This window comes from Polyangium spumosum, from assembly GCF_009649845.1.
Taxonomy (GTDB): domain Bacteria; phylum Myxococcota_A; class Polyangia; order Polyangiales; family Polyangiaceae; genus Polyangium; species Polyangium spumosum.
Genome location: NZ_WJIE01000001.1, coordinates 1211942 through 1232308, shown reverse-complemented (window position 1 = coordinate 1232308; position 20367 = coordinate 1211942). Strand labels below are relative to the sequence as shown.

17 protein-coding genes are annotated in these 20367 nt (G+C 69.3%); 9 read left to right on the top strand and 8 right to left on the bottom strand.

The features are described 5' to 3' along the window. Positions 1-2 precede the first annotated feature (2 nt). Positions 3-1487 carry a type VI secretion system contractile sheath large subunit gene (gene tssC / locus GF068_RS05165; protein WP_153818120.1) on the top strand — a complete coding sequence of 495 codons (1485 nt, stop codon included), beginning with the start codon at positions 3-5 and terminating at the stop codon, positions 1485-1487. A 140-nt stretch (positions 1488-1627) separates the two neighbouring features. Here the strand turns inward: tssC and GF068_RS05160 are convergent, their stop codons facing one another. Continuing rightward, on the bottom strand, positions 1628-3547 hold the full coding sequence (locus GF068_RS05160) for a type VI secretion system contractile sheath domain-containing protein (protein WP_240806601.1): 1920 nt from the start codon (positions 3545-3547) through the stop codon (positions 1628-1630). Between the two features lie 115 nt (positions 3548-3662). Here GF068_RS05160 and murI point away from each other — a divergent pair, with 115 nt between their 5' ends. Further along, the gene (murI, locus tag GF068_RS05155; RefSeq protein WP_153818119.1) at positions 3663-4496 is read left to right on the top strand and encodes a glutamate racemase; all 834 of its coding nucleotides are present in this window, start codon (positions 3663-3665) and stop codon (positions 4494-4496) included. 12 nt (positions 4497-4508) lie between these two features. Here murI and aceA read toward each other — a convergent pair whose 3' ends face one another. Next, positions 4509-5795 (bottom strand): isocitrate lyase, encoded by a 1287-nt coding sequence (gene aceA / locus GF068_RS05150; protein ID WP_153818118.1) that lies wholly within the window; start codon positions 5793-5795, stop codon positions 4509-4511. Between the two features lie 21 nt (positions 5796-5816). Then, positions 5817-7460: a malate synthase A gene (gene aceB / locus GF068_RS05145; protein ID WP_153818117.1), complete on the bottom strand. Its 1644-nt coding sequence runs from the start codon at positions 7458-7460 to the stop codon at positions 5817-5819. 200 nt (positions 7461-7660) lie between these two features. Here aceB and GF068_RS05140 point away from each other — a divergent pair, with 200 nt between their 5' ends. Further along, positions 7661-9091 carry a helix-turn-helix domain-containing protein gene (locus tag GF068_RS05140; RefSeq protein WP_153818116.1) on the top strand — a complete coding sequence of 477 codons (1431 nt, stop codon included), beginning with the start codon at positions 7661-7663 and terminating at the stop codon, positions 9089-9091. A gap of 34 nt (positions 9092-9125) precedes the next feature. On the opposite strand, the gene GF068_RS05135 is transcribed toward GF068_RS05140, so the two are convergent. From GF068_RS05135 to rlmN, 3 genes are read right to left on the bottom strand one after another with little or no spacing between them, the layout of a single operon-like run. After that, positions 9126-10928, bottom strand: a complete 1803-nt coding sequence (locus GF068_RS05135) for a phospho-sugar mutase (protein ID WP_153818115.1) — start codon at positions 10926-10928, stop codon at positions 9126-9128. 16 nt (positions 10929-10944) lie between these two features. After that, on the bottom strand, positions 10945-12339 hold the full coding sequence (locus GF068_RS46105) for an acetyl-CoA carboxylase biotin carboxylase subunit (RefSeq protein ID WP_338046231.1): 1395 nt from the start codon (positions 12337-12339) through the stop codon (positions 10945-10947). Positions 12340-12387: 48 nt separating this feature from the next. Beyond that, the gene (gene rlmN / locus GF068_RS05125) at positions 12388-13575 is read right to left on the bottom strand and encodes a dual-specificity RNA methyltransferase RlmN (protein ID WP_338046230.1); all 1188 of its coding nucleotides are present in this window, start codon (positions 13573-13575) and stop codon (positions 12388-12390) included. 195 nt (positions 13576-13770) lie between these two features. On the opposite strand from rlmN, the gene GF068_RS05120 reads away from it, so the two are divergent. Further along, on the top strand, positions 13771-14376 hold the full coding sequence (locus GF068_RS05120; protein ID WP_153818113.1) for a hypothetical protein: 606 nt from the start codon (positions 13771-13773) through the stop codon (positions 14374-14376). Positions 14377-14418: 42 nt separating this feature from the next. Beyond that, complete coding sequence (locus GF068_RS05115) at positions 14419-15057, top strand: FMN-dependent NADH-azoreductase (RefSeq protein ID WP_153818112.1); 639 nt, start codon at positions 14419-14421, stop codon at positions 15055-15057. Positions 15058-15076: 19 nt separating this feature from the next. Here GF068_RS05115 and GF068_RS05110 read toward each other — a convergent pair whose 3' ends face one another. Beyond that, positions 15077-16252: a hypothetical protein gene (locus GF068_RS05110; RefSeq protein WP_170319309.1), complete on the bottom strand. Its 1176-nt coding sequence runs from the start codon at positions 16250-16252 to the stop codon at positions 15077-15079. Between the two features lie 26 nt (positions 16253-16278). Between GF068_RS05110 and mazG the strand changes: the two genes are divergently transcribed. Then, complete coding sequence (gene mazG, locus GF068_RS05105; RefSeq protein WP_153818110.1) at positions 16279-17124, top strand: nucleoside triphosphate pyrophosphohydrolase; 846 nt, start codon at positions 16279-16281, stop codon at positions 17122-17124. A gap of 6 nt (positions 17125-17130) precedes the next feature. After that, entirely contained in the window at positions 17131-17916 is a 786-nt protein-coding gene (locus GF068_RS05100; protein WP_153818109.1) for an enoyl-CoA hydratase, read from the top strand. Positions 17917-17940: 24 nt separating this feature from the next. On the opposite strand, the gene GF068_RS05095 is transcribed toward GF068_RS05100, so the two are convergent. After that, on the bottom strand, positions 17941-18765 hold the full coding sequence (locus tag GF068_RS05095; protein ID WP_153818108.1) for an endonuclease/exonuclease/phosphatase family protein: 825 nt from the start codon (positions 18763-18765) through the stop codon (positions 17941-17943). Between the two features lie 183 nt (positions 18766-18948). Here GF068_RS05095 and GF068_RS05090 point away from each other — a divergent pair, with 183 nt between their 5' ends. Together GF068_RS05090 and GF068_RS05085 are read left to right on the top strand one after the other, a co-directional pair. Next, positions 18949-19320: a hypothetical protein gene (locus GF068_RS05090; protein ID WP_170319308.1), complete on the top strand. Its 372-nt coding sequence runs from the start codon at positions 18949-18951 to the stop codon at positions 19318-19320. A 19-nt stretch (positions 19321-19339) separates the two neighbouring features. Then, complete coding sequence (locus GF068_RS05085; RefSeq protein WP_153818106.1) at positions 19340-20341, top strand: GDP-mannose 4,6-dehydratase; 1002 nt, start codon at positions 19340-19342, stop codon at positions 20339-20341. Positions 20342-20367 lie beyond the last annotated feature (26 nt).

Genomic DNA, 20367 nt, shown 5'->3' with positions numbered 1-20367 from the left:
CGATGGCTTCCGAGACCCAATCGCAAGGCGGCGCGGGCGCACAGACGCTCGAAGGTGGCAGCCTTCTCGACGACATCCTCTCGGAGACCAAGATGGCTCCGGGCGACGAGGGCTACGAGGTCGCCAAGCGCGGCGTCCAGGCCTTCATCGCGGAGCTCATCGCGCCGAAGCGCGAGGGCGAGAAGGTCGACAAGGCCCTCGTCGACGCGCTGATCGCGGAGATCGACGCGAAGCTCTCGCGCCAGATCGACGAGATCCTCCACCACCCGACGTTCCAGAAGCTGGAGTCGGCGTGGCGCGGCCTGAAGTTCGTCGTGGACCGCACGGACTTCCGCGAGAACGTCAAGGTCGAGCTCCTGAACTGCTCGAAGGAAGACCTGCTCGCCGATTTCGAGGACGCCCCCGAGGTGCCCAAGAGCGGCCTGTACAAGCTGGTCTACTCGGCGGAGTTCGGTCAGTTCGGCGGTCGTCCCTACGGCGCGATCATCGCGAACTACGAGTTCGGCCCCGGCCCGCAGGACATCATGCTCCTGCAGAAGTGCGCCTCCGTCGCGACGATGTCGCACGCGCCCTTCATCGCCGCCGCCGGCCCGCAGTTCTTCGGCCTGAAGGACTACCTCAACCTGCCGAACCTGAAGGACCTCAAGGCGCTCTTCGAAGGCCCGCAGTACACGAAGTACAACGCCTTCCGCGAGACCGAGGACTCCCGCTACGTCGGCCTCGTGATGCCGCGCTTCCTCCTCCGGCTCCCCTACGGCGCGAACACCGTGCCCGTGAAGGAGTTCAACTACGACGAGAACGTCATCGGCCAGCACGATTCGTACTGCTGGGGCAACGCCGTCTTCGCGTTCGCGACGCGCCTGGCGGACAGCTTCGCCAAGTACCGCTGGTGCCCGAACATCATCGGCCCGCAGGCGGGCGGCTCGGTCGAGAACCTGCCGCTCCACCAGTACGAGGCGATGGGCGAGATCCAGACGAAGATCCCCACCGAGATCATGCTCACGGAGCGCCGCGAGTACGAGCTCTCGGAGGAGGGCTTCATCGGCCTCACCTACCGCAAGGACTCGGACAACGCGTGCTTCTTCTCGGCGAACAGCGTGCAGAAGCCGAAGTACTTCGGCCAGAGCGAGGAGGGCCGCGCGGCCGAGCTCAACTATCGCCTCGGCACGCAGCTCCCGTACATGTTCATCATGGCCCGCATCGCGCACTACCTGAAGGTGCTGCAGCGCGAGCAGATCGGTACGTGGAAGGAGCGCGCCGATCTCGAGAAGGAGCTCAACGACTGGATCTCGCAGTTCGTCGCCGATCAGGACGTCGTCTCGGCGAGCATCCGCGGCCGTCGCCCCCTCCGCAAGGCGCGTATCATCGTGACCGAGGTCGAGGGCAACGCCGGCTGGTACAAGGTCGACATGCAGGTGCGCCCGCACTTCAAGTACATGGGCGCATTCTTCACGCTCAGCCTCGTCGGCAAGCTCGACAAGGAATGAGCCGTTTCGGCTGACCGAGACAAACGCAGGAAGGCCGGCTCCGAAAAGAGCCGGCCTTCTTGTTTTTGTGCGGCAACTCAAACCCCTCACCCCCGGCCCCTCTCACGCCTGCGGGAGAGGGGAGGGGAGGGCGCCTTCAGCTAGCCGACGAGGAACTCGAGGGAGAACTCTTCGAGCGTGACGCCGAGGAAGCGGCGCGGGCGGATCGTCACGGCGACGGCCGTGCCATCGGAGGTCGCGTGCGCGTTGACCACGATCTCGACGCTGCCAGGCTTCGCGTCCTCGAAGAGCGCCCAGAGCGAGCGATCCACGAGCGACTTCGCCCCGGAGGGCGCGACGTTCCCGGGCAAACGGCCGGCGATCACGCGCAAGGACTGGACGATCCGGGCCACGAAGAGCTGATCGACCAAGGAGACGCGCTCGAGCCGCGCCTCGGGCTCCGTCGACGCGCTGTCGTAGGTGCGCTTCGGCGGCGGCACGTAGGACGTGGGGGCCGAGAGCACGTAGACCGAGTCGCTGTTCGGCGCCGACGCGAGCAGGAGCACGCCCGCTTTGGAGAGCTCGCGCTGCGAGTCGGTCGAGACAAACGCCTGCGTGGGGATCGCCACGACCTCGGCGTCGTCCACGTGCCCGCGCACCTCGTGGATCGGCAGGTCCCCGAGCGTGCCGCCGTTCCGAGCGCCCACGATGCGGCACGGCCAGCGCGTCTCGCGGAAGCTCGTCGTGATGAGCGCGCCCACGCCGTAGGCCGGCGCGATCCAGACCGTCGCGCCCTCGTCGGCCGGCTCCTCCTTCACGACCATCTCACGCACGCGCGAGGTCGCCTTGTCGTACGCGGCGCGGGCCAGGATCCCGTTCATCGCCATCGTCACCCAGCGCATCGCGGGCTTCTGCGCCGTCGACTGCCAGCGGACCTGATCGGGCGTGGAGAAGAGGGCGATCTTGTTGTCGAGCCTCTCGAGGTCCGCGAGGCGATCGATGCCGAGCAGCGTGTGCGAGGCGTTCACCACGACGGGCACGGTCTGGGCCTCGGCGACGCGGGCGATCTCTTCGAGCTGCGAGAGCGTCGCCGACGTGCCGGTGATGGTGACGTCCACGATCGCGCAGGAGACCGGCGTCTTGCCGCCGCTCTGGCGGGCCGCTCGTTCGAGGGCCGTGGCCGCGAGCTCGGGGCGCGCGCAGACGACGTCGATCTCGAGGCCCTTCGTCCCCTTCGAGCGATCGACGAAGAGCGCAACGCCGCGCCAGGCCTCCTCCAGGCGGCGCACCTCGGGGTGCTGGAGGATCGCGCCGATCTGCGCGCCGATGGCCTTCTCGACGCGCTGGATGGCCTCCTGCGGGCTGAAGCGGGCCGAGCTCGACTTGCCGGCGTTGGCGACGGCCGAGATGAGCGCGCCGAAGCGGCTGTCTCCGGCAGGGGCAGGGCGCGCAGGCACGGCGGGCGCGGGCGCCGACGCGGACGCAGACGGGCTCGCGCCGGTGTCGACCATGTCGAGGATCGAGGCGACCGAGGCGTCGGCCGAGGTGTCGCGCGGCGGTGCCACGAGGCCGCCCGTGCGCGCTCCGACGTTCGCCTCCGCGACGAGGCGCAGGACGTCACGCACGAAGGGCGACGAGCTCCAGATCCGGTCGAGCTCGACGCGGGCCTGGTCGCGATCGATGGTGCCGTCGCGGAGTTTTTCCAGGGTGAGTTTGCCGTCGAGCAGCGAGCGGAGGAGCGGGACCTCCGCGAGCAGCCCATCGGGTCGGAAGCTCTTGAGGCTCGTCGGCGCGAGGTCGATGCGCGTGGTGCGTCCCTCGGCGAGCACGCTCGGCACCTCGATGGCGACGCGTGGGCGCAGCCGCGTGAAGAGGTCGTCGAAGGCGAGCGGATCGACCCGCACGGCGAGCTCGGGCGCGCTGGCGCCGGCGTTGTGCTCGTCGCGCGGCAAGAGATCCGCGACGACGAGCACGCGGAGCGGCAAGAGCGGCCCCTCCGTTTGCTCGAGCTCTGCGGGGCTCTCCTCGCCCACGTTGAAGTTCATCCCACCCTTCATGAAGCCCTTCGTTTCGGAGGCCATGGCAGGGGAGTGTAGGAGCAGCGCGCGCGCGGGAGAAGCGGCAAACGCGGCGGCGGAAATCACGGCTCTGCGGCTTTTTTTGACGTGGGCCGGGCCCTCACTAAGCTCCGCGCCCATGCGTGGCCCTGCGAACGCCCTGGACCCCGACGCGCCGCTCGGCGTCTTCGACTCGGGCCTCGGCGGCCTGACCGTCGTGCGCGCGCTCCGCGAGCGTTGCCCCGCGGAGGACATCGTCTACCTCGGCGACACGGCGCGCGTGCCGTACGGGACGCGCTCCGCGGAGACGGTCGTGCGGTACGCGCTCGGCTGCGCGCGGGTGCTCTTGAGCCGCGGGGTGAAGGCGATCGTCGTCGCGTGCAACACGGTGAGCGCCGTGGCGCTCGACGTCATGCGCGTGGAGCTCGACAGGCCCGTGCTCGGCGTGATCGTGCCCGGCGCGCGCGCGGCGGTCGCGGCGGCGAAGGGCGGGGCGGTGGGCGTGCTCGGCACGACGGGCACGATCACCTCGGGCGCGTATCCGCGCGCCGTCGCGTCGCTCTCCACGCGGACGGAGGTGTTTGGTCAGCCCGCGCCGCTGCTCGTCTCGCTCGCGGAGGAGGGGTGGCTCGAAGGGGAGGTGCCGCGGCTCGTCTCGCGGCGTTACCTCGAGCCGCTGGTGCGCGCCGGGGCGCGCTGCGTGGTGCTCGGATGCACGCACTTCCCCCTGCTCGAGCGGGTGATCGAGGCCGAGGCGGCCTCGATCGCGGGTGAGCCGATCCCGATCGTGGACAGCGCGTCGGCGACGGCGGACGACGTCTCGGCGTTCCTCGGGGAGCGCGGGCAACGGACGACGCGGGTAGAGCGAGGGAAGCTCGAGCTCTTCGTGACGGATCTGCCGAAGAGCTTCTCCACGGTCGCCGAGCGGTTCCTGGGGGAGCCGCTCGGCGACGTGCATCAGATCGATCTGTAGGGAGTTTGTCTCTCAGAACTGGTGCGCCTCGGTCGACTCGTTCAGCGCGAGCGTCGAGGCACAACCACCCGAGACGACCTGCGCGACCTGATCGAAATAACCCGTGCCCACCTCGCGCTGGTGGCGCGTGGCCGTGTAGCCGCTCTTCTCCGCGGAGAACTCGGCCTGCTGCAGCTCCGAGTAGGCGCTCATGCCGCGCACCTTGTACTCGCGGGCGAGCTCGTACATCCCGTGGTTCAGCGCGTGGAAGCCGGCCAGCGTGACGAACTGGAACTTGTAGCCCATGGCCCCGAGCTCGCGCTGGAACTTGGCGATCGTGAGATCGTCGAGGTTCTTCTTCCAGTTGAACGACGGCGAGCAGTTGTACGCGAGCAGCTTGCCCGGGTATTTCGCGTGCACGCCCTCGGCGAACTTGCGCGCGTCGTCGAGGTCCGGCGTGCTCGTCTCGCACCAGAGCATGTCCGCGTACGGCGCGTAGGCGAGCGCGCGCGCGATCGCCGCGTCGAGGCCGCCCTTGAACTGGAAGAAGCCCTCGGGCGTGCGCTGACCCGTGAGGAACGGGCGATCACGCGGGTCGACGTCGCTCGTCAGGAGCTTCGCGCTGTCGGCGTCCGTGCGGGCCACGAGGAGCGTCGGCACGCCCATCACGTCCGAGGCGAGACGCGCCGCCACGAGCGTCCGGATGAACTGGCTCGTCGGCACGAGCACCTTGCCGCCCATGTGGCCACACTTCTTCTCCGACGCGAGCTGGTCCTCGAAGTGCACGCCCGAGGCGCCGGCCTCGATCATCGCCTTCATCAGCTCGAAGGCGTTCAGCGGTCCGCCGAAGCCGGCCTCGGCGTCGGCCATGATCGGCGCGAGCCAGTGCCGCTCCCGTTTGCCCTCGGCGTGCTCGATCTGGTCGGCGCGCAGGAGCGCCTGGTTGATCCGGCGCACCACCATCGGGACGCTGTTCGCCGGGTAGAGGCTCTGATCCGGGTACATCTCGCCCGCGAGGTTCGCGTCGGCCGCGACCTGCCAGCCGCTCAGGTAGATCGCCTTCAGGCCCGCGCGCACCTGCTGCATCGCCTGGTTGCCCGTCAGGGCGCCGAGCGCCGCGACGTAGTCCTCGGTGTGCAAGAGCTCCCAGAGCCGCTGCGCGCCGAGCTTCGCGATCGTGTGCTCGATGTGGAACGAGCCGCGCAGGCGCTCGACGTCGGCCTCCGTGTAGGGGCGGACGATGCCTTGCCAGCGGTTCGGCACGAGGCCGTTTCCTTCGGCGGCAGACGGGCGAATGGGCAGCGGATACGCGACGGACATGGGACTCACTCCTTCAGAGGTTCATGCGGCGGCTTCGGGCGCCTTCTTGGTGTCCCCCGCCGACGTGGATGAAAGGGCGAGGAGACGTTCGTACGCAGGCAACGTGAGGAACTCCTCGAGCTCGTCCGACGTGGCGAGCGTGGTGAAGAGCTCGCGCGCCTCGTCGAAGCGCCCGTGGGCGAACGCCTCGGCGCCGCGCTCTTTCGCGAGCTCTTCCATCGTCTCCTCGATCGTCCGGACGAGCCGCTTGGGATCGAGCGGCGCGCCCTCGACGGACACGCCGTGGTGTTGCCACTGCCAGACCTGCGCGCGGCAGATCTCGGCCGTCGCGGCGTCCTCCATGAGGTCGTAGAGCGGCACGCAGCCGACGCCGCGCAGCCAGGCCTCGATGTAGAGGATGCCGACCTTGATGTTGTGCCGCAGGCCCGCCTCGGTGCGCGGGCCGTCGGGGACACGCAGGAGATCCCCCGCGTGTACGTCCACGTCCTCGCGCTTCACGTGGAGCTGGTTCGGGCCGTCCATGTGTGCGTCGAACATGGCGCGCGCGATCGGCACGAGCCCCGGGTGTGCGACCCACGTGCCATCGTGGCCTGCGTGCACTTCGCGGAGTTTGTCCGCCCGCACCTTGTCCAGGGCGGCGCGGCTCCGCTCCTCGTCGCCCTTGATCGGGATCTGCGCCGCCATTCCGCCCATCGCGTGCGCGCCTCGGCGGTGGCAGGTCTTCACGACGAGGTCCGTGTAGGCCTTCAAGAACGGCCGATCCATCGTGATCAGGCCGCGGTCGGGCAGGATGAACGCGGGGTCGGCGCCGAGCTTCTTGATGAAGCTGAAGATGTAGTCCCAGCGCCCGCAGTTCAGGCCGGCCGAGTGCTCGCGTAGCTCGTAGAGGATCTCGTCCATCTCGAACGCGGCGGGCAGCGTCTCGACGAGCACGGTGGCGCGGATGGTGCCGGGCGGCAGATCCAGCTCGGCCTGCGCGCGCAGGAAGACGTCGTTCCAGAGGCGCGCCTCGAGGTGGCTCTCGAGCTTCGGCAGGTAGAAATAGGGGCGCTTGCCGCGCTCCACGAGGGCGCGGGCGTTGTGGAAGAAGTAGAGGCCGAAATCGAAGAGCGAGCCGGGGACGGGCTCTCCGTCCACGAGCACGTGTCTCTCCGGCAGGTGCAGGCCACGCGGGCGAACGAAGAGCACGGCCGTGCGCTCGCCGAGCGTGTACGACTTGCCCGACGTGGGATCGACGTAGCCGATCGATCCACGCGCCGCGTCCGCGAGATTTTTTTGCCCTTCGACGAGGTTTGCGAACGTCGGCGACGTCGCGTCCTCGAAGTCGGCCATGAACACGTTCGCGCCGGAGTTCAGCGCGTTGATGATCATCTTCCGGTCGACGGGCCCGGTGATCTCCACGCGCCGGTCCTGGATGTCGTCGGGGATGGCCGCGACGGACCAATCGTCATTGCGGAGCTCGGCCGTCTCCTCGAGGAAATCGGGGCGCTCGCCTGCCAGAAAACGAGCGCTCCGCTCCCTGCGCCGGGCGAGCAGCGCGTCGATGCGCCCTCGAAAAGCGCGCGTGAGATCGGCCACGAACTGGAGCGCTTCGGGCGTGAGCACGTCGCTCTGCGAGGGGGTCCTGGAACCGAGGATGGCAACGGGAGACGACATTCCGTGCATGGTCAACGCTCCGCGTCCAACGCTACGCGTCGTGACATCCGAACTATTTGGGGTTTGCCGCCGGTCGTCAATGAACGAAAGAAATTCATGGTGTTACGTATGTGTGGTCGCCACGTTTGACTTGCAGTCACGGTTGTAAAGATTGTAAACTACCGTTGACGGTCACCAAACCAACCGCAAGAGCTCCGCTGCTTTGCGCCATGGCTGAAAATACAATGCTGGGTGGAAAGGTGAGGGCGCTGCGTCGACGCGAAAGCATGACGCAAGGGCAACTCGCCGAGCGGCTGGGGATCTCCCCGAGCTACCTCAACCTGATCGAGAACAACCGGCGCCCGCTCACGGCGCCGATGCTCATCAAGCTGGCGCAGCTCTTCGAGCTGGATCTGTCCACGTTCGGCACCGGCGGAGACGCCTCGATCGTCTCGGATCTGCGCGAGGCCTTCGGCGATCCGCTCTTCGACAACCACGGCGTGACGACGGGTGATCTGAAGGAGCTCGCCGCGAGCTCACCCGTGCTCGCGAAGGCCGTCCTCGCGCTTTATCGCGCCTATCGCGACACCCGAGAGTCGGCCGAGACATTGTCGGAGCGGCTCGAGGGCGGAGGCGGCGTGGAGGCCACGCGCTTGCCGACCGAGGAGGTCAGCGACCTCATCCAGCGGCACATGAACCACTTCCCCACGCTCGAGGACGCGGCCGACGAGGTGCGCGCCGGCGGCAGGCTCGACACGGACGACGTCTACCGATCGCTCGTCCGATACCTCGAAAAGGAGCACGGGGTCGAGGTGCGGCTGCTCCACGTCGCCGACGAACGCAAGGCGATGCGCCGCTACGATCGCGAGGCGCGGCGCCTCAGCCTGTCGGAGCTCTTACCCCCGCGCAGCCGGCGCTTCCAGCTCGCCCACCAGATCGGCCTGCTCTCGGCGAGCGACACGATCGACAGGCTGCTCGAAGGCGAGAGCGGCCTGTCCACGCCGGAGTCGCGCGCGCTCGCCCGCGTGGCGATGGCGAACTATTTCGCCGCCGCGCTGCTCATGCCGTACGGGCCTTTTTTCGAGGCCGCCCGCGCCGAGCGGTACGACATCGAGCTCCTGGCGCACCGCTTCGGCACGAGCTTCGAGCAGGTCTGTCACCGCCTCACGACGCTGCGCCGGCCCGGCGCCGAGGGCGTGCCGTTCCATTTTTTGCGGATCGACATCGCCGGCAACATCTCCAAGCGCTTCAGCGGCTCGGGGATCCGCTTCGCGCGCTTCAACGGCGCCTGCCCGCGCTGGGCCGTGCACACGGCGTTCCTGACGCCGGGGATGATCCGGGTGCAGCTCTCCCGCATGACCGACGGGACCAGGTATTTCTGCGTCGCGCGGACCGTGCGCAACGATCGCGGCGGATACCACGCGCCGCACTCGATGCTCTCGGTGAGCATCGGCTGCGAGGCGAGGTTCGCGAGAGAGCTCGTCTACTCGGACGGCGTGGACGTGGAGAGCAACGAGGCGCTCGTCCCCGTGGGCGTGACGTGCAGGCTCTGCGAGCACCACGACTGCGAGCAGCGCGTCTTCCCGCCGATGCAGCACCCGCTCCGGATCGATGAGAACATGCGCGGCGTGAGCTTCTTCGGGCCCACGCCGAAGCGGTGAGGGGAGCGCTTCGTGAAGCGCTTCCTGAAGTGCGTCAAACCCCGACGACTGCGGAGAGCGCTTCTTCGAGCTCGGCCAAACGCGCCTTCGCCCGCGCCTCGGCCGCCGAGACGGCCTCGCCCGGCGTGATGGGCTCGCGGATGTCGAAGTAGAACTTGATCTTCGGCTCCGTCCCGCTCGGCCGCGCGATGATGCGGCTGCCGCCCTCGAGATCGAGCGCGATCATGTTGCTCTTCGGGAGCGTGAGCGGCTCGGCGCGGCCGTCCGGGTATGTCCGGACCTGCGCCTGGAAATCCGATTGTGCGAGCACGGAGAGCGCGCCGATGCGTGAAGGCCGCGACGCGCGCAGCCGATCCATCGCGGCCTGGATCTGCGCGAGCCCCTCGGTGCCGGGCAAGGTCACCGAGCGCTGGCCGCTCGCGTAGAGGCCATACCGACGCGAGAGGGCCTCGAGCTCGTCGAGCACGCTCTTGCCGCCGGCCGCGAGCACGCTCGCGAGCTCGGCGAAGAGCAGGGCCGCGCCGATGCCGTCCTTGTCGCGCACGAGCGTGCCGACGGTGTACCCGAGCGCCTCCTCGTACCCGAAGACGAACGAGAGGCCCTCGGCGCGCTCGAGATCCATCGCGCGGTTGGCGATCCACTTGAAGCCCGTCAGCGTCTCCTCGTACCGGACCCCGAGAGCGCGCGCGATCGCGCCGAGCATCGGCGACGAGACGATCGACGCGATCACGAGTTTTTTCCCCGCGTCCTCGACGGGGACGTCCTCGGAAAGGCAGGCCGGCGTGCGCGTGAGCAGGTAATGGCCGAGCAGCGTGCCCACCTGGTTGCCCGTGAGCTGCACGTAACCGCCCTCGGGGCGGCGCAACGCGACGGCGAGTCTGTCGACGTCGGGATCGTTGGCGAGGATGAGCGACGCGGCCTCGCGTTCGGCGAGCGCGAAGGAGAGATCCATCGCGCCCTTCTCCTCGGGGTTCGGGAAGGCGACGGTCGGGAACGCGCCGTCCGGCTCGGCTTGCTCGGGCACGCTCGTGACCCGGGAGAACCCCGCGGCCGCGAGCGCCGCCCGCACGTGCCGGTTCCCCACGCCGTGCAGCGGCGTGTACACGATCGAGAGGGAACGATCGCCGTCACCTCGCACGGAGAGCGCGGCGATCGCGGCGAGGTATTTTTCGTCGAGATCGTTCGGGAACGAACGAACGAGGTCCTTTCCGCGCGCCGCGTCGAGGTCCATCCGCGGCACGTCTTTCGCCGCCGGCGAGGCGTCGATCGCGGCCGCGATGCCCTTGTCGTGCGGCGGGATGATCTGCGCGCCGTTGCCCCAGTAGACCTTGTAGCCGTTGTACTCGGGCGGGTTGTGGCTGGCCGTGATCATGACGCCCGCGACCGCGCCGAGCTCCTTCACCGCGTACGCCGTGACGGGCGTGGGGCAGGGGACCGGCGAGAGGATCGCCCGGACGCCGGCCGCGGCGAGCACGCACGCGGTGTCCTCGGCGAAGGCGCGGCTCATCCGTCGGCCGTCGTAGCCGATCACCACGCCCCGCGCGCGCGCGGAAGCCTCGTCGGTCGAGAGGAGGTAACGCGCGAGCCCGATCGTCGTGCGCAAGACGACCGCGCGGTTCATGCGGGTCTCGCCCGCGCCGATGACGCCTCGCAGCCCCGCGGTGCCGAACTCGAGCGGGCCCGCGAAGCGCTCGCCGAGCTCACCCAGCGCCCTCGCCTGCTGCGACGGATCCTCGTCGGACGAGGCGAGATCGAGGAGGCGGCCGAGCTCTTTGCGGGTGTCGGGATCGGGGTCGGCTTCGAGCCAGCGCTTCGCGCGTTCGAGGAGGTCGGTCATCGTGACCGGAGTTGTATCACCGCTTCTCTTTCGCGAGCGCCTCCGCGAAGAGCGTGTCGTACCGTCCACTCTCGAAGGCCTCGGCGGCGAGGACCCGGCGCAGGAAGGGCAGGTTGGTCGCGGCCGGACCGGCGGGCCCCACGAGCTCGAGCTGGGTCAGGGCGAGCGCCTCGTCGAGCCTCGCGATCGCCTCGGCGCGGCTGCGCCCGGACGCGACGACCTTCGCGATCATCGGATCGTAGAAGGGCGTGACCTCCGAGCCCTGCTCGACCCCGGTCTCGATCCGCAGATCCCCGCCCGACGGGGCCCAGACGAGCTTCTCGATGCGGCCGGGCTGCGGGGCGAACTTCTTCGCGGGATCCTCGGCGTAGACGCGGGCCTCGATCGAATGACCACGCGGCTCGGCCGCGAGCACCTCGGGCGCGAGTCGCTCGCCCGCGGCGACGCGGATCTGCTGCTCCACGAGGTCGATCCCCCACACCATCTCGGTCACGCAGTGCTCGACCTGGAGCCGCGCGTTGACCTCGAGGAAGAAGATGTCGCCGTCGCCCGAGGCGACGAACTCGACCGTGCCGGCGCCGACGTAGCCCACGCTCTGCACGATGCGCTTGGCTTGCTCGAAGAGGTCCCTCCGCTTGGCCTCGCCCGCTTCGCCCTGGAAAAACGGGGCCGGCGATGGGCTCTCCTCGACGATCTTCTGGTGGCGGCGCTGCACGCTGCACTCGCGCTCGCCGAGCGCGACCACGTTGCCGTGCGTGTCGGCCAGGACCTGCACCTCGATGTGCTTGGGCGCGCGCAGGTACCGCTCGAGGTAGACGCGCGCGTCGCCGAACGCGCTCTTGCCACGATCCGAGCATGCCTGGAGCGCGCGCGGCAGCTTCGCCAGATCCTCGACGATCTGCATGCCGATGCCGCCGCCGCCGCCCGCGGCCTTCACCAGGATCGGCAGGCCGATCCGCTCGGCCTCGCGCGTGGCGAGCTCGACGTCGTCGGCCGTGATGGGCCCGTCGGTGCCGGGGGGTGGCGAGACAGAGGCGCGCTTGGCCACCTCGCGCGCCTTGATCTTGTCGCCGAAGGCGTCGAGCGCCTCGGGGCGCGGGCCGATGAAGACGATACCGGCGTCGTTCACCGCGCGGCAAAACGCCTCCTTCTCGCTGAGCAGGCCGTATCCCGGGTGGATCGCGCGCGCGCCGGTCTGCCTGGCCGCCGCGATGATCGCGTCCATCACGAGGTAGCTGTCCTTGACGGGCGGCGGCCCGATCCGCACGGCCTCGTCGGCCATGCGGACGTGCGGGGCGTTCGCGTCGGCGTCCGAGTAGACGGCGACGACGGGGATCCCGAGGCGTTTGCAGGTGCGGGCGATGCGGCAGGCGATCTCGCCGCGGTTGGCGATGAGGATCTTGTCGAACACGGTCCCAGCGATGTGCGCGTGTCGTCGCGGGACGTCAAGAGCCGGAAATCACGACGCGGATGTCCTGAATCCTTTGACCTTCGGTTTCGCCCCCAGCAGCACGAGCTGACCACACGCGGCCGAGACGTCGTCGCCGCGCCTTCGCCGGATGAAGCACGAGTAGCCCGAGCCCACGAGCGCCTGCTGGAACGCGAAGACACGCGTCATGTCGGGTGGACCGAGCGTCGAGGCCTCGATGGGGTTCATCGGGATCAGGTTGATCTTCACGGGCATGCCCCGGAGCAGACGGGCGAGCTTCCTGGCCTCGTCGACGTCGTCGTTCTTGCCGGAGACGAGCGTGTACTCGATGGTGATGCGCCGGCGCCGCTGCATCGGGTAGGCCCGGAGCGCCGCGAGCAGCTCCGCGATCGGGTACTTCTTGTTGATGGGCATCAGCGCCGAGCGGCTCTCGTCGTCGGCGGCGTGCAGCGAGATCGCCAGCGCGATCTGCCCGTTGAAATCGCGACCGAGCCGCTCGATCTCCGGGACGAGGCCGGACGTCGAGACGGTCACGCGGCGCGTGGAGAGGGCGATGCCGTCGGGGTGCGTGAGCAGGCGGAGCGCGCGGGCCGTGCCGTCGTAGTTGTGCAGCGGCTCGCCCATGCCCATGAACACGACGTTGCGCAGCGCCTCACCCTCGTCGAGCAGCGCGCGGCCGAGCAGGACCTGCGCGACGATCTCCTCGGGCCCGAGGTGCCGCTTCCACCCGGCCACGCCGCTCGCGCAGAACACACAGCCCATCGCGCAGCCGACCTGCGTGGAGATGCACTGCGTGACGCGGATCTTGCCGCGGAAGGCCTCCTCCGCGGCCGCGTCGTCCTCGTCCTCGTCGTCGTCCGCGGCGGCCGCGTCGGCGTCCATCTCGGGCTCCGGTCGCGCGCCGGGGCCGCTGACCGCAGGGAGAAGGACGGTCTCGATCGTGGCGCCGTCCTTCAAGCGCACGACGAGCTTGCGGGTGCCGTCGGCGGAGCGATGCACGTGCACGATCTCGGCGAGCGAGCCGAGCCCCTCCTCGGCGAGCGAGGCGCGCAGGCGCGCCGAGACGTTGGTCATCGCCGCGGGATCGACGACGCCGTGCCGGTGGATCCAGTTGAAGATTTGCTTGGCCGCGAAGGCCCGCTCGCCGCGCTGGACGAGCGCGTCGCGCCATTCCTCGGGGAGACGCGCGATCGGATGAAGAGGTAGAGCGGGCTTCACGATGCCGACGTGGTTAGTGCGCGCGAGACGTAGCGGCAAGGGAGCGAACAAGAGATGCCGTCAGGACATCGTCGAAGGCCCTGGATCGGCCGCCGAAACGGCCACGACGGACCCACGGGGCCGTTTGCTTTACGGTCGGTGGAAAGTGTCGTAACGTCGATGAATCCCGAATAGAACGGACCTAGGGAGTGCACCATGGGTGTGAGCTTTTCCCAGGCGGCGCGGCGAGTAGCGACGAAGTACGTCGATGGTTCGTCCCTCGATGCCGCGGTGGAGGTACTGGGAGCGCGTGCCGACAAGGACGTCGACGCGCTGGATTCCGAAGGCAAGGCGAGCCTGATCAGCTTCCTCGTGCGTAACCTCCGGGAGCTCAGCGTGGAAGAGGCCACCGAGCTCGAGCGCAAGCTGCTCCGCGAGATGGGCGCGGTGCCCAAGCCGATGAAGACGATCGTCGTGAAGGACGACATCTCGGTGATCACGCTGCGCAACTACGTCCGCTACCTCTGCGTCTACCTCGGGATGGAGTGGAACCGGGGGATGCTCTTGCAGTCGGCCGTCTCGGACCTGGCCCGCTTCGCGCTCACGCGCGGCGCCGGGACGTTCGAGATCTCGGCCGCGCGCGAGAAGGTGAGCTTCCGCGTGCACATCGATGGTCAGGTCGCGATCGGGGGCGCGTGGCTGTCGACGTCGAACGAGCCGCTGCTCGCCGGCGTCCGCAACCTCGCGCGAGGGCTCCGCAGCACTTCGGGGGCGCAGGGATCGCAGCTCGAGTTCGACGTCGAGTGGGCAGCCGTCGCCTGAACGTCGGGCTCGGGTCGCGAACAAGGGGAAGAGAAAAACGTCATGGGGATCGTGCTGGACTTGTTCGCGCTTCCGCGGGCCGAGCGCTCGCGGACGCGCAAGCTTCGTAACGCGTTTTTCAGCGCATATCTCGAGAAGAACCCCGACGCGTCCCGCATCGAGGTCGATCTCGTGCGAGACGCGGAGAAGCTGCCGGCCTGGGACGAGTGGGACGTCCAGACCAAGTTCGAGATGCTCTACGGCGAGGGCAACCTCGACGAGGAGATGGCCGCGCGCTGGAACGCGCTCAGCCGGTGGACCGATCAGCTCCACCAGGCGAACCTCGTCGTGATCTCCACGCCCATGTGGAACCTGTCGATCCCCTGGCAAATGAAGCGGTGGATCGACGCCGTCGTGCAGGCGCGCCTCACGTTCGAGCTCAGCAAGGGCGAGTTCAAGGGCCTGCTCGGCGGGCGCCCGGTCGTCCTGCTCGTCTCGCGTGATGGCGCGTATCCGCCGGGGTCTCCCACGGCGGCCTGGGATTTCCAGGTGCCCTACCTGAAGACGATCCTCGGGCTCATGGGCCTCGGGCCGTTCCACGAGGTCATCGCCGAGCCGATGGGCCTCGCGGGCCCGCAGGTCGCGAAAGAGGCGCTCGACGCGGCCGTGATCAAGGCGGCCGAGCTCGCCAAGACGCTCTGAGCCGATCCCGAGACCGGCGTCACTCCTCGAAAGGCAGCGGCGCCGGAGGGCTCTTCGGCACCTTCCTCAAGCGCGCCTCGTCCCTCGTCTCGAAGTAGACGCTCGTCGCGTCGATCGCGATGCGGCACGGCGTCGACAGCTCACGCGCGAGGACGACGCTCGCGCCCTCCTTGCGCGAGGTCTTCACGATACGGCCGCGCGAGGAGGGCGCCGACCCGGTCCCATGAGGATCGCTCCAGTAGATCGCCTCCTCGTCGAGGGCCATGTCGCAGATGCCGTGTTTCGCTTCGAGCACGTCGAGCCCGGGGCCCCCGGTCACGGGCGCCTTGCGGATCACGGCGCCGTTGCCGATGAAATCGCGCGCGGAGACCCAGTAGACCTCCTGCCCCACGACGATGATCCGCCGGATGTTCCCCTGGCCCGGCGAGAGCACCTCGACGCGGCCCCCGGCGAGCGGCATGCGTACGAGCTCGCCCATGCCCTGGCGCAGGTTTCTCCCCCAGTACACGTGCGTCGCGTCGAGCGTGATCGCCGTGGGCATGCGCTCGCCCGCCGCGAGGAGCGTGGAGGGGCCACCTCCCACGGGCGCCCGCGCGACGAGCCCGTCCGCGTAGTCGCGATCGAGGCTCCCGTGATCGAGCCAGTAGACGTGCGTGTCGGAGGCCGCGAGCGCGCCGGCCCAGACGATCTTCGTCGCGAGGGTGCGCGCCTCCGCGCCCGGCTCCTTCGGGAGCGCGAGGATCGCGCCGAGCCCTTCGCGCATCGAATCCCCTTTGTCGAGGACGAAGAGCGCGTCCTTGCCGAGCGCGAGGTCGAGCGGAAACGAGGCCTCGCCGAGGATCACCTCGGCACCACCCGTGACGGGCACCGAGAGGACGCGCTTGCCGTACGTTTGTCCGAAGTAGACACGTTCGCCGTCGGTCGCGAGGGCCGAGACGTGGTTCTCGCCGCGCCAGAGGACGAGCTCGCCGGGCCGCGACGGCGCGTGATCGCCGCGCGGGGCCGCGTCCTCGATGGGCTGAAGATCGGCGGGTGTCTTCGCCGCGTCGAGCATGGCACGAGCGCGCGCTTCCTCCTTGCTCGATCGGTAGAAGAGAAACGCGGCCTGGCCGGCGACGACGACGGCGAGGACGGCCCAGCGCCACAGGCGCGTCGGCGCAGGCGGGAGTCGTTGCGAGGCGTTCACGCGCGGCATGCTAACCGGCATGCTAGGCATCCGTCATGGCCCGGCCTTTTGATCCCGTCGTCGTCCCGCCGCTCGAGGAGCAGCGCGGTCAGACCTTCCCCCGCCTCGTCGAGCTCATGCAACGTTTGCTCGCGCCGGACGGCTGCCCCTGGGACAGAAAGCAGTCGTTCGAGACGCTGCGCAAGTACGTGCTCGAGGAGGCGTGCGAGGTGATCGACGCGATCGACGCGGGTGATCGCCAGGAGCTCCGCGGCGAGCTCGGGGACCTGCTTTTGCAGGTCGTGTTCCAGGCGGAGCTCGGGCGCGCGGAGGGGGCGTTCGGGCCGGACGACGTGGTCGCGGCGATCTGCGAGAAGCTCGTGCGGCGTCACCCGCACGTCTTCGCGGACATGACCGTGGAGGGCGCGGACGAGGTGCTGCGCAACTGGGAGCTCATCAAGGCGAAGGAGCGCGAAGGCAAGCCGAAGCAGGGCATCCTCTCGGGTGTTCCGCGCAGCCTGCCGGCGCTCGTGCGGGCGCAGCGGATCGGCGAGAAGGTGGCGCGCGTGGGCTTCGACTGGCCGGACGTCGCGGGATCGCGGGCCAAGGTGGCCGAGGAGATCGGCGAGCTCGACGAGGCGATCGCGACAGGCGACACGGCGGCGATCGAGGCGGAGCTCGGCGACGCGCTCTTCGCGCTGGTGAACCTCGCGCGGCACGTGAACGTCGACGCCGAGAGCGCGCTGCGCCGCACGATCGACAAGTTCACGCGCCGCTTCGACCACGTCGAGGCCCGCGTCCGCGAGCGCCACGGCGGCTGGCCCGATCCCGGCGGGGAGGATCACCTCACGCTGGAGGAGCTCGACGTCTACTGGGAGGAATCCAAGAAATCGGGTAGGTAGAGCGGCATGTCCGAACAGGTCCTTTTGGTCGAGCACGAAGGCCCCGTCGCCGTCGTCACGTTGAACAGGCCCCGGGCGAAGAACGCGCTCGACGCCGAGCTCCTCGGCGCGCTGCTCGAGACCTTGCCGCGGCTCGGCGCGGACGCGTCGGTGCGCTCGGTGGTGCTCACGGGCGCGGGCGGCGCGTTTTGCGCGGGCGCGGATCTCAAGAGCGCCATGGGCAGCCTGCAGGCCGCGGGCGGCTTCGAGGCGATCATGGATCGGTACCACGGGATCATCCGCGCGATCGTCGACGCGCCGAAGCCCTTCATCGCGATGGTCGAGGGCCCCGCGGTGGGCTTCGGTTGTGATCTCGCGCTGGCCTGCGATCTGCGGATGCTCGGCCAGGACGCCTACATGGAGGAGCGCTTCGTGAAGATCGGGCTGATGCCCGACGGCGGCGGATCCTTCTGGCTGCCGCGCCTCGTGGGGCTCGGGCGGGCGATGGAGATCATGCTGACGGGGGATCGCATCACGGCCGATCGCGCCCTCTCGCTCGGCCTCGCCAACCACGTGCTCGCTGCGGCCGAGCTCCGCGCCGAGACGATGAAGCTCGCCGGGCGCCTCGCGAAGGGCCCGCCGCTCGCGTACGCCGAGATCAAGCGCGCCGTCCGCAAGAGCCTCGGCAGCACCATCGACGAGGCGCTCGATCGCGAGAAGGCCGGGCAGGTGAAGCTCCTGCAGTCGGCCGACTGCATGGAGGGCGTGATGGCCTGGATGGAGAAGCGCGAGCCTTCGTTTCAGGGCAAATGATCGGAGCCGAGGCCCGCGCGGCGCTCACGAGAGGCGCTTGCCGATCTCGCGGACGTTGATCTCCGCGAAGACGCCGTAGTGATCGGAGGGCGCGACGCCGTCCACGATCTCGGTCAGGACGACGCTGGCGGAGAGCGGCTTGCCGCGGCCCGTGCCGAGCTCGGGCCCGCGCACGAGGATGTAGTCGATGCGGCGCGGGAACTCGTGCGTCAGCGCGGCGTACGGGTTCTCCACCGAGTCGAACGTGTGGCCCGGCGGCTCCCCGAGGTGCTCGAAGCAGTCGGTGAAGTGCACGCTCTTGCCGTCGAGCGACTGGAGGCCGAGGAGGAAACGCATCTCGGCCGAGTGCGCCACCGCGTTGAAGTCGCCGACGAGCACGGCGGGCAGGTCCGCGCCGATCGGGGCCTCGCGCATCACGTGCTCGGCGATGGAGACGACCTGCGCCTCGCGGGCCACGCCGTCGTGGAACTTCCAGTTGAGGTGCGTCACGAAAAACGGCAGCGCCCCTGCGGGCGTGCGGATCCGTGCGTGGAGGAGCGCGCGTCGCTCCTCGTCGCCCGCCGTCGGCAGCGGGAACACCGAGCGCCGCTCGATCGGGAAGCGCGAGAGGACGGCGTTGCCGAAGTGCATGCCCTCGCCGAGCTCGTGGGCCATGCCGAAGGCGGCGTCGTAGCCGAGCCCCTCGCGGATCTCGTCGGCCTGCGTGCGCTCGTTGTCGAGGATGACCTCTTGCAGCCCGATGACGTCCGGCGAGAGGCGCTGGATCGCGTCGCGGATGAGCTCGAGCCGCCGCTCCCAGGGGCCCTTTTTGTTCCAGATGTTGAGGGTGAGGACGCGGAGCCGTTCCATGCGCCTCTCGGGCTACGCCACGATGGCGGCTCAGGCGAGCGGCCGGGGGGCATCGGACGGCGAAATTTTTTCGGACTCGGGGCGCGCGCGCGGGCTCGGGACTCCGTGGCCGACCGAGACGTGCGCGCCGAGCCGTGGTAGCAAGGCGTCGGAACGGAAAGGACGGAGGCGATGAAACGCGTCGTGACCCTGGGAGCCCTGGCCTTCTTGGCCCTGTTCTCGTCGCTCGGGTGCTCGAGCAAGATGGACCCGAAGGAGTGCGACAAGATCCGCGGGGAGGCGTTCGACCTCCTCAACAAGGCGCAGCACTGCAACACGGACGCCGACTGCAAGCAGAGCGAGTGGCCCGGCTGCGCGAAGCCCGTGAACGGTCAGACGCTCGATACGATCAAGCCGATGGCCGACAACTACAAGAAGGGCCAGTGCGAGGAGCCCCAGACCAAGTGTGCCTCGCCGACGCCCGAGAGTTACTGCAAGCAGGGCCTCTGCGTGCACCGCGAGAAGGGCACGACCGAGGGCGCGGGCGCGCCGGCCGGCGACATCATCGTCAAGTGACGGACGTCAGGATCCCGTGATGGATGCGAGCTCGGTTTACGCAGGCAAGCGCGTCGTCGTGACCGGCGCGGGTGGCTTCATCGGCAGCCACCTCGTGGAGGCGCTCGTGCGCGAGGGGGCGAACGTCCGCGCGCTCGTCCGCTACACGTCGAGCTCGCAGCGCGGCCACCTCGATCGCGTCCCGCAGGGCGTGCTCGGGCACGTGGAGATCGTCCTCGGCAACGTCGAGGACGCCGCGTGCGTGCGCAAGCTCGTGCGGGGCGCGGACGTGGTCTTCCACCTCGCCGCGCTGATCGGGATCCCCTACTCGTACGTCGCCCCGCACCAGTACGTCGCGACGAACATCTCGGGGACCTTGAACGTGCTCGAGGCGGCGCGCGAATACGGCGCTCGCGTGGTGCACACGTCCACGAGCGAGACGTACGGATCGGCGCGGTACGCGCCGATCGACGAGGCGCACCCGCTCACGGGGCAGTCGCCCTACTCGGCGACGAAGATCGCCGCGGACAAACTCGCCGAGAGTTATTTCCTCTCGTTCGGCACGCCCGTCGCGACGATCCGCCCCTTCAACACGTACGGCCCGCGCCAGTCGTCGCGCGCGTTCATCCCGAGCGTGATGAAGCAGCTCGCGGCCGGTCGCGAGGTCGTGCGGGTGGGCAGCACGCGGCCGAAGCGCGACCTCAACTTCGTGGACGACACCGTGGCTGGTTTCCTCGCCGTCGGCGCGAGTGATCGGGCCCTCGGCCAGGTGATCAACGTGGGCAGCGGCCGGACGATCTCCATGGGGGAGCTCGCCGAGCTGATCTTCACGATCTCGGGCAAACCTGCGCGCCTCGAGACGGACGACGCGCGCGTGCGGCCCGACGCGAGCGAGGTCGAGCTCCTGCTCGCCGATGGCCGCAAGGCCAAGGAGCTCGTCGGATACGAGCCGCGCGTGACCCTCGAAGAAGGGCTCGCGAGGACGTGGGCGTACGTCCTCGAGCGCATCGCCGACTACCGCCCCGACGAGTACGCGATTTGACGCTTGGGGGCTCGCTCGGCGGAGCC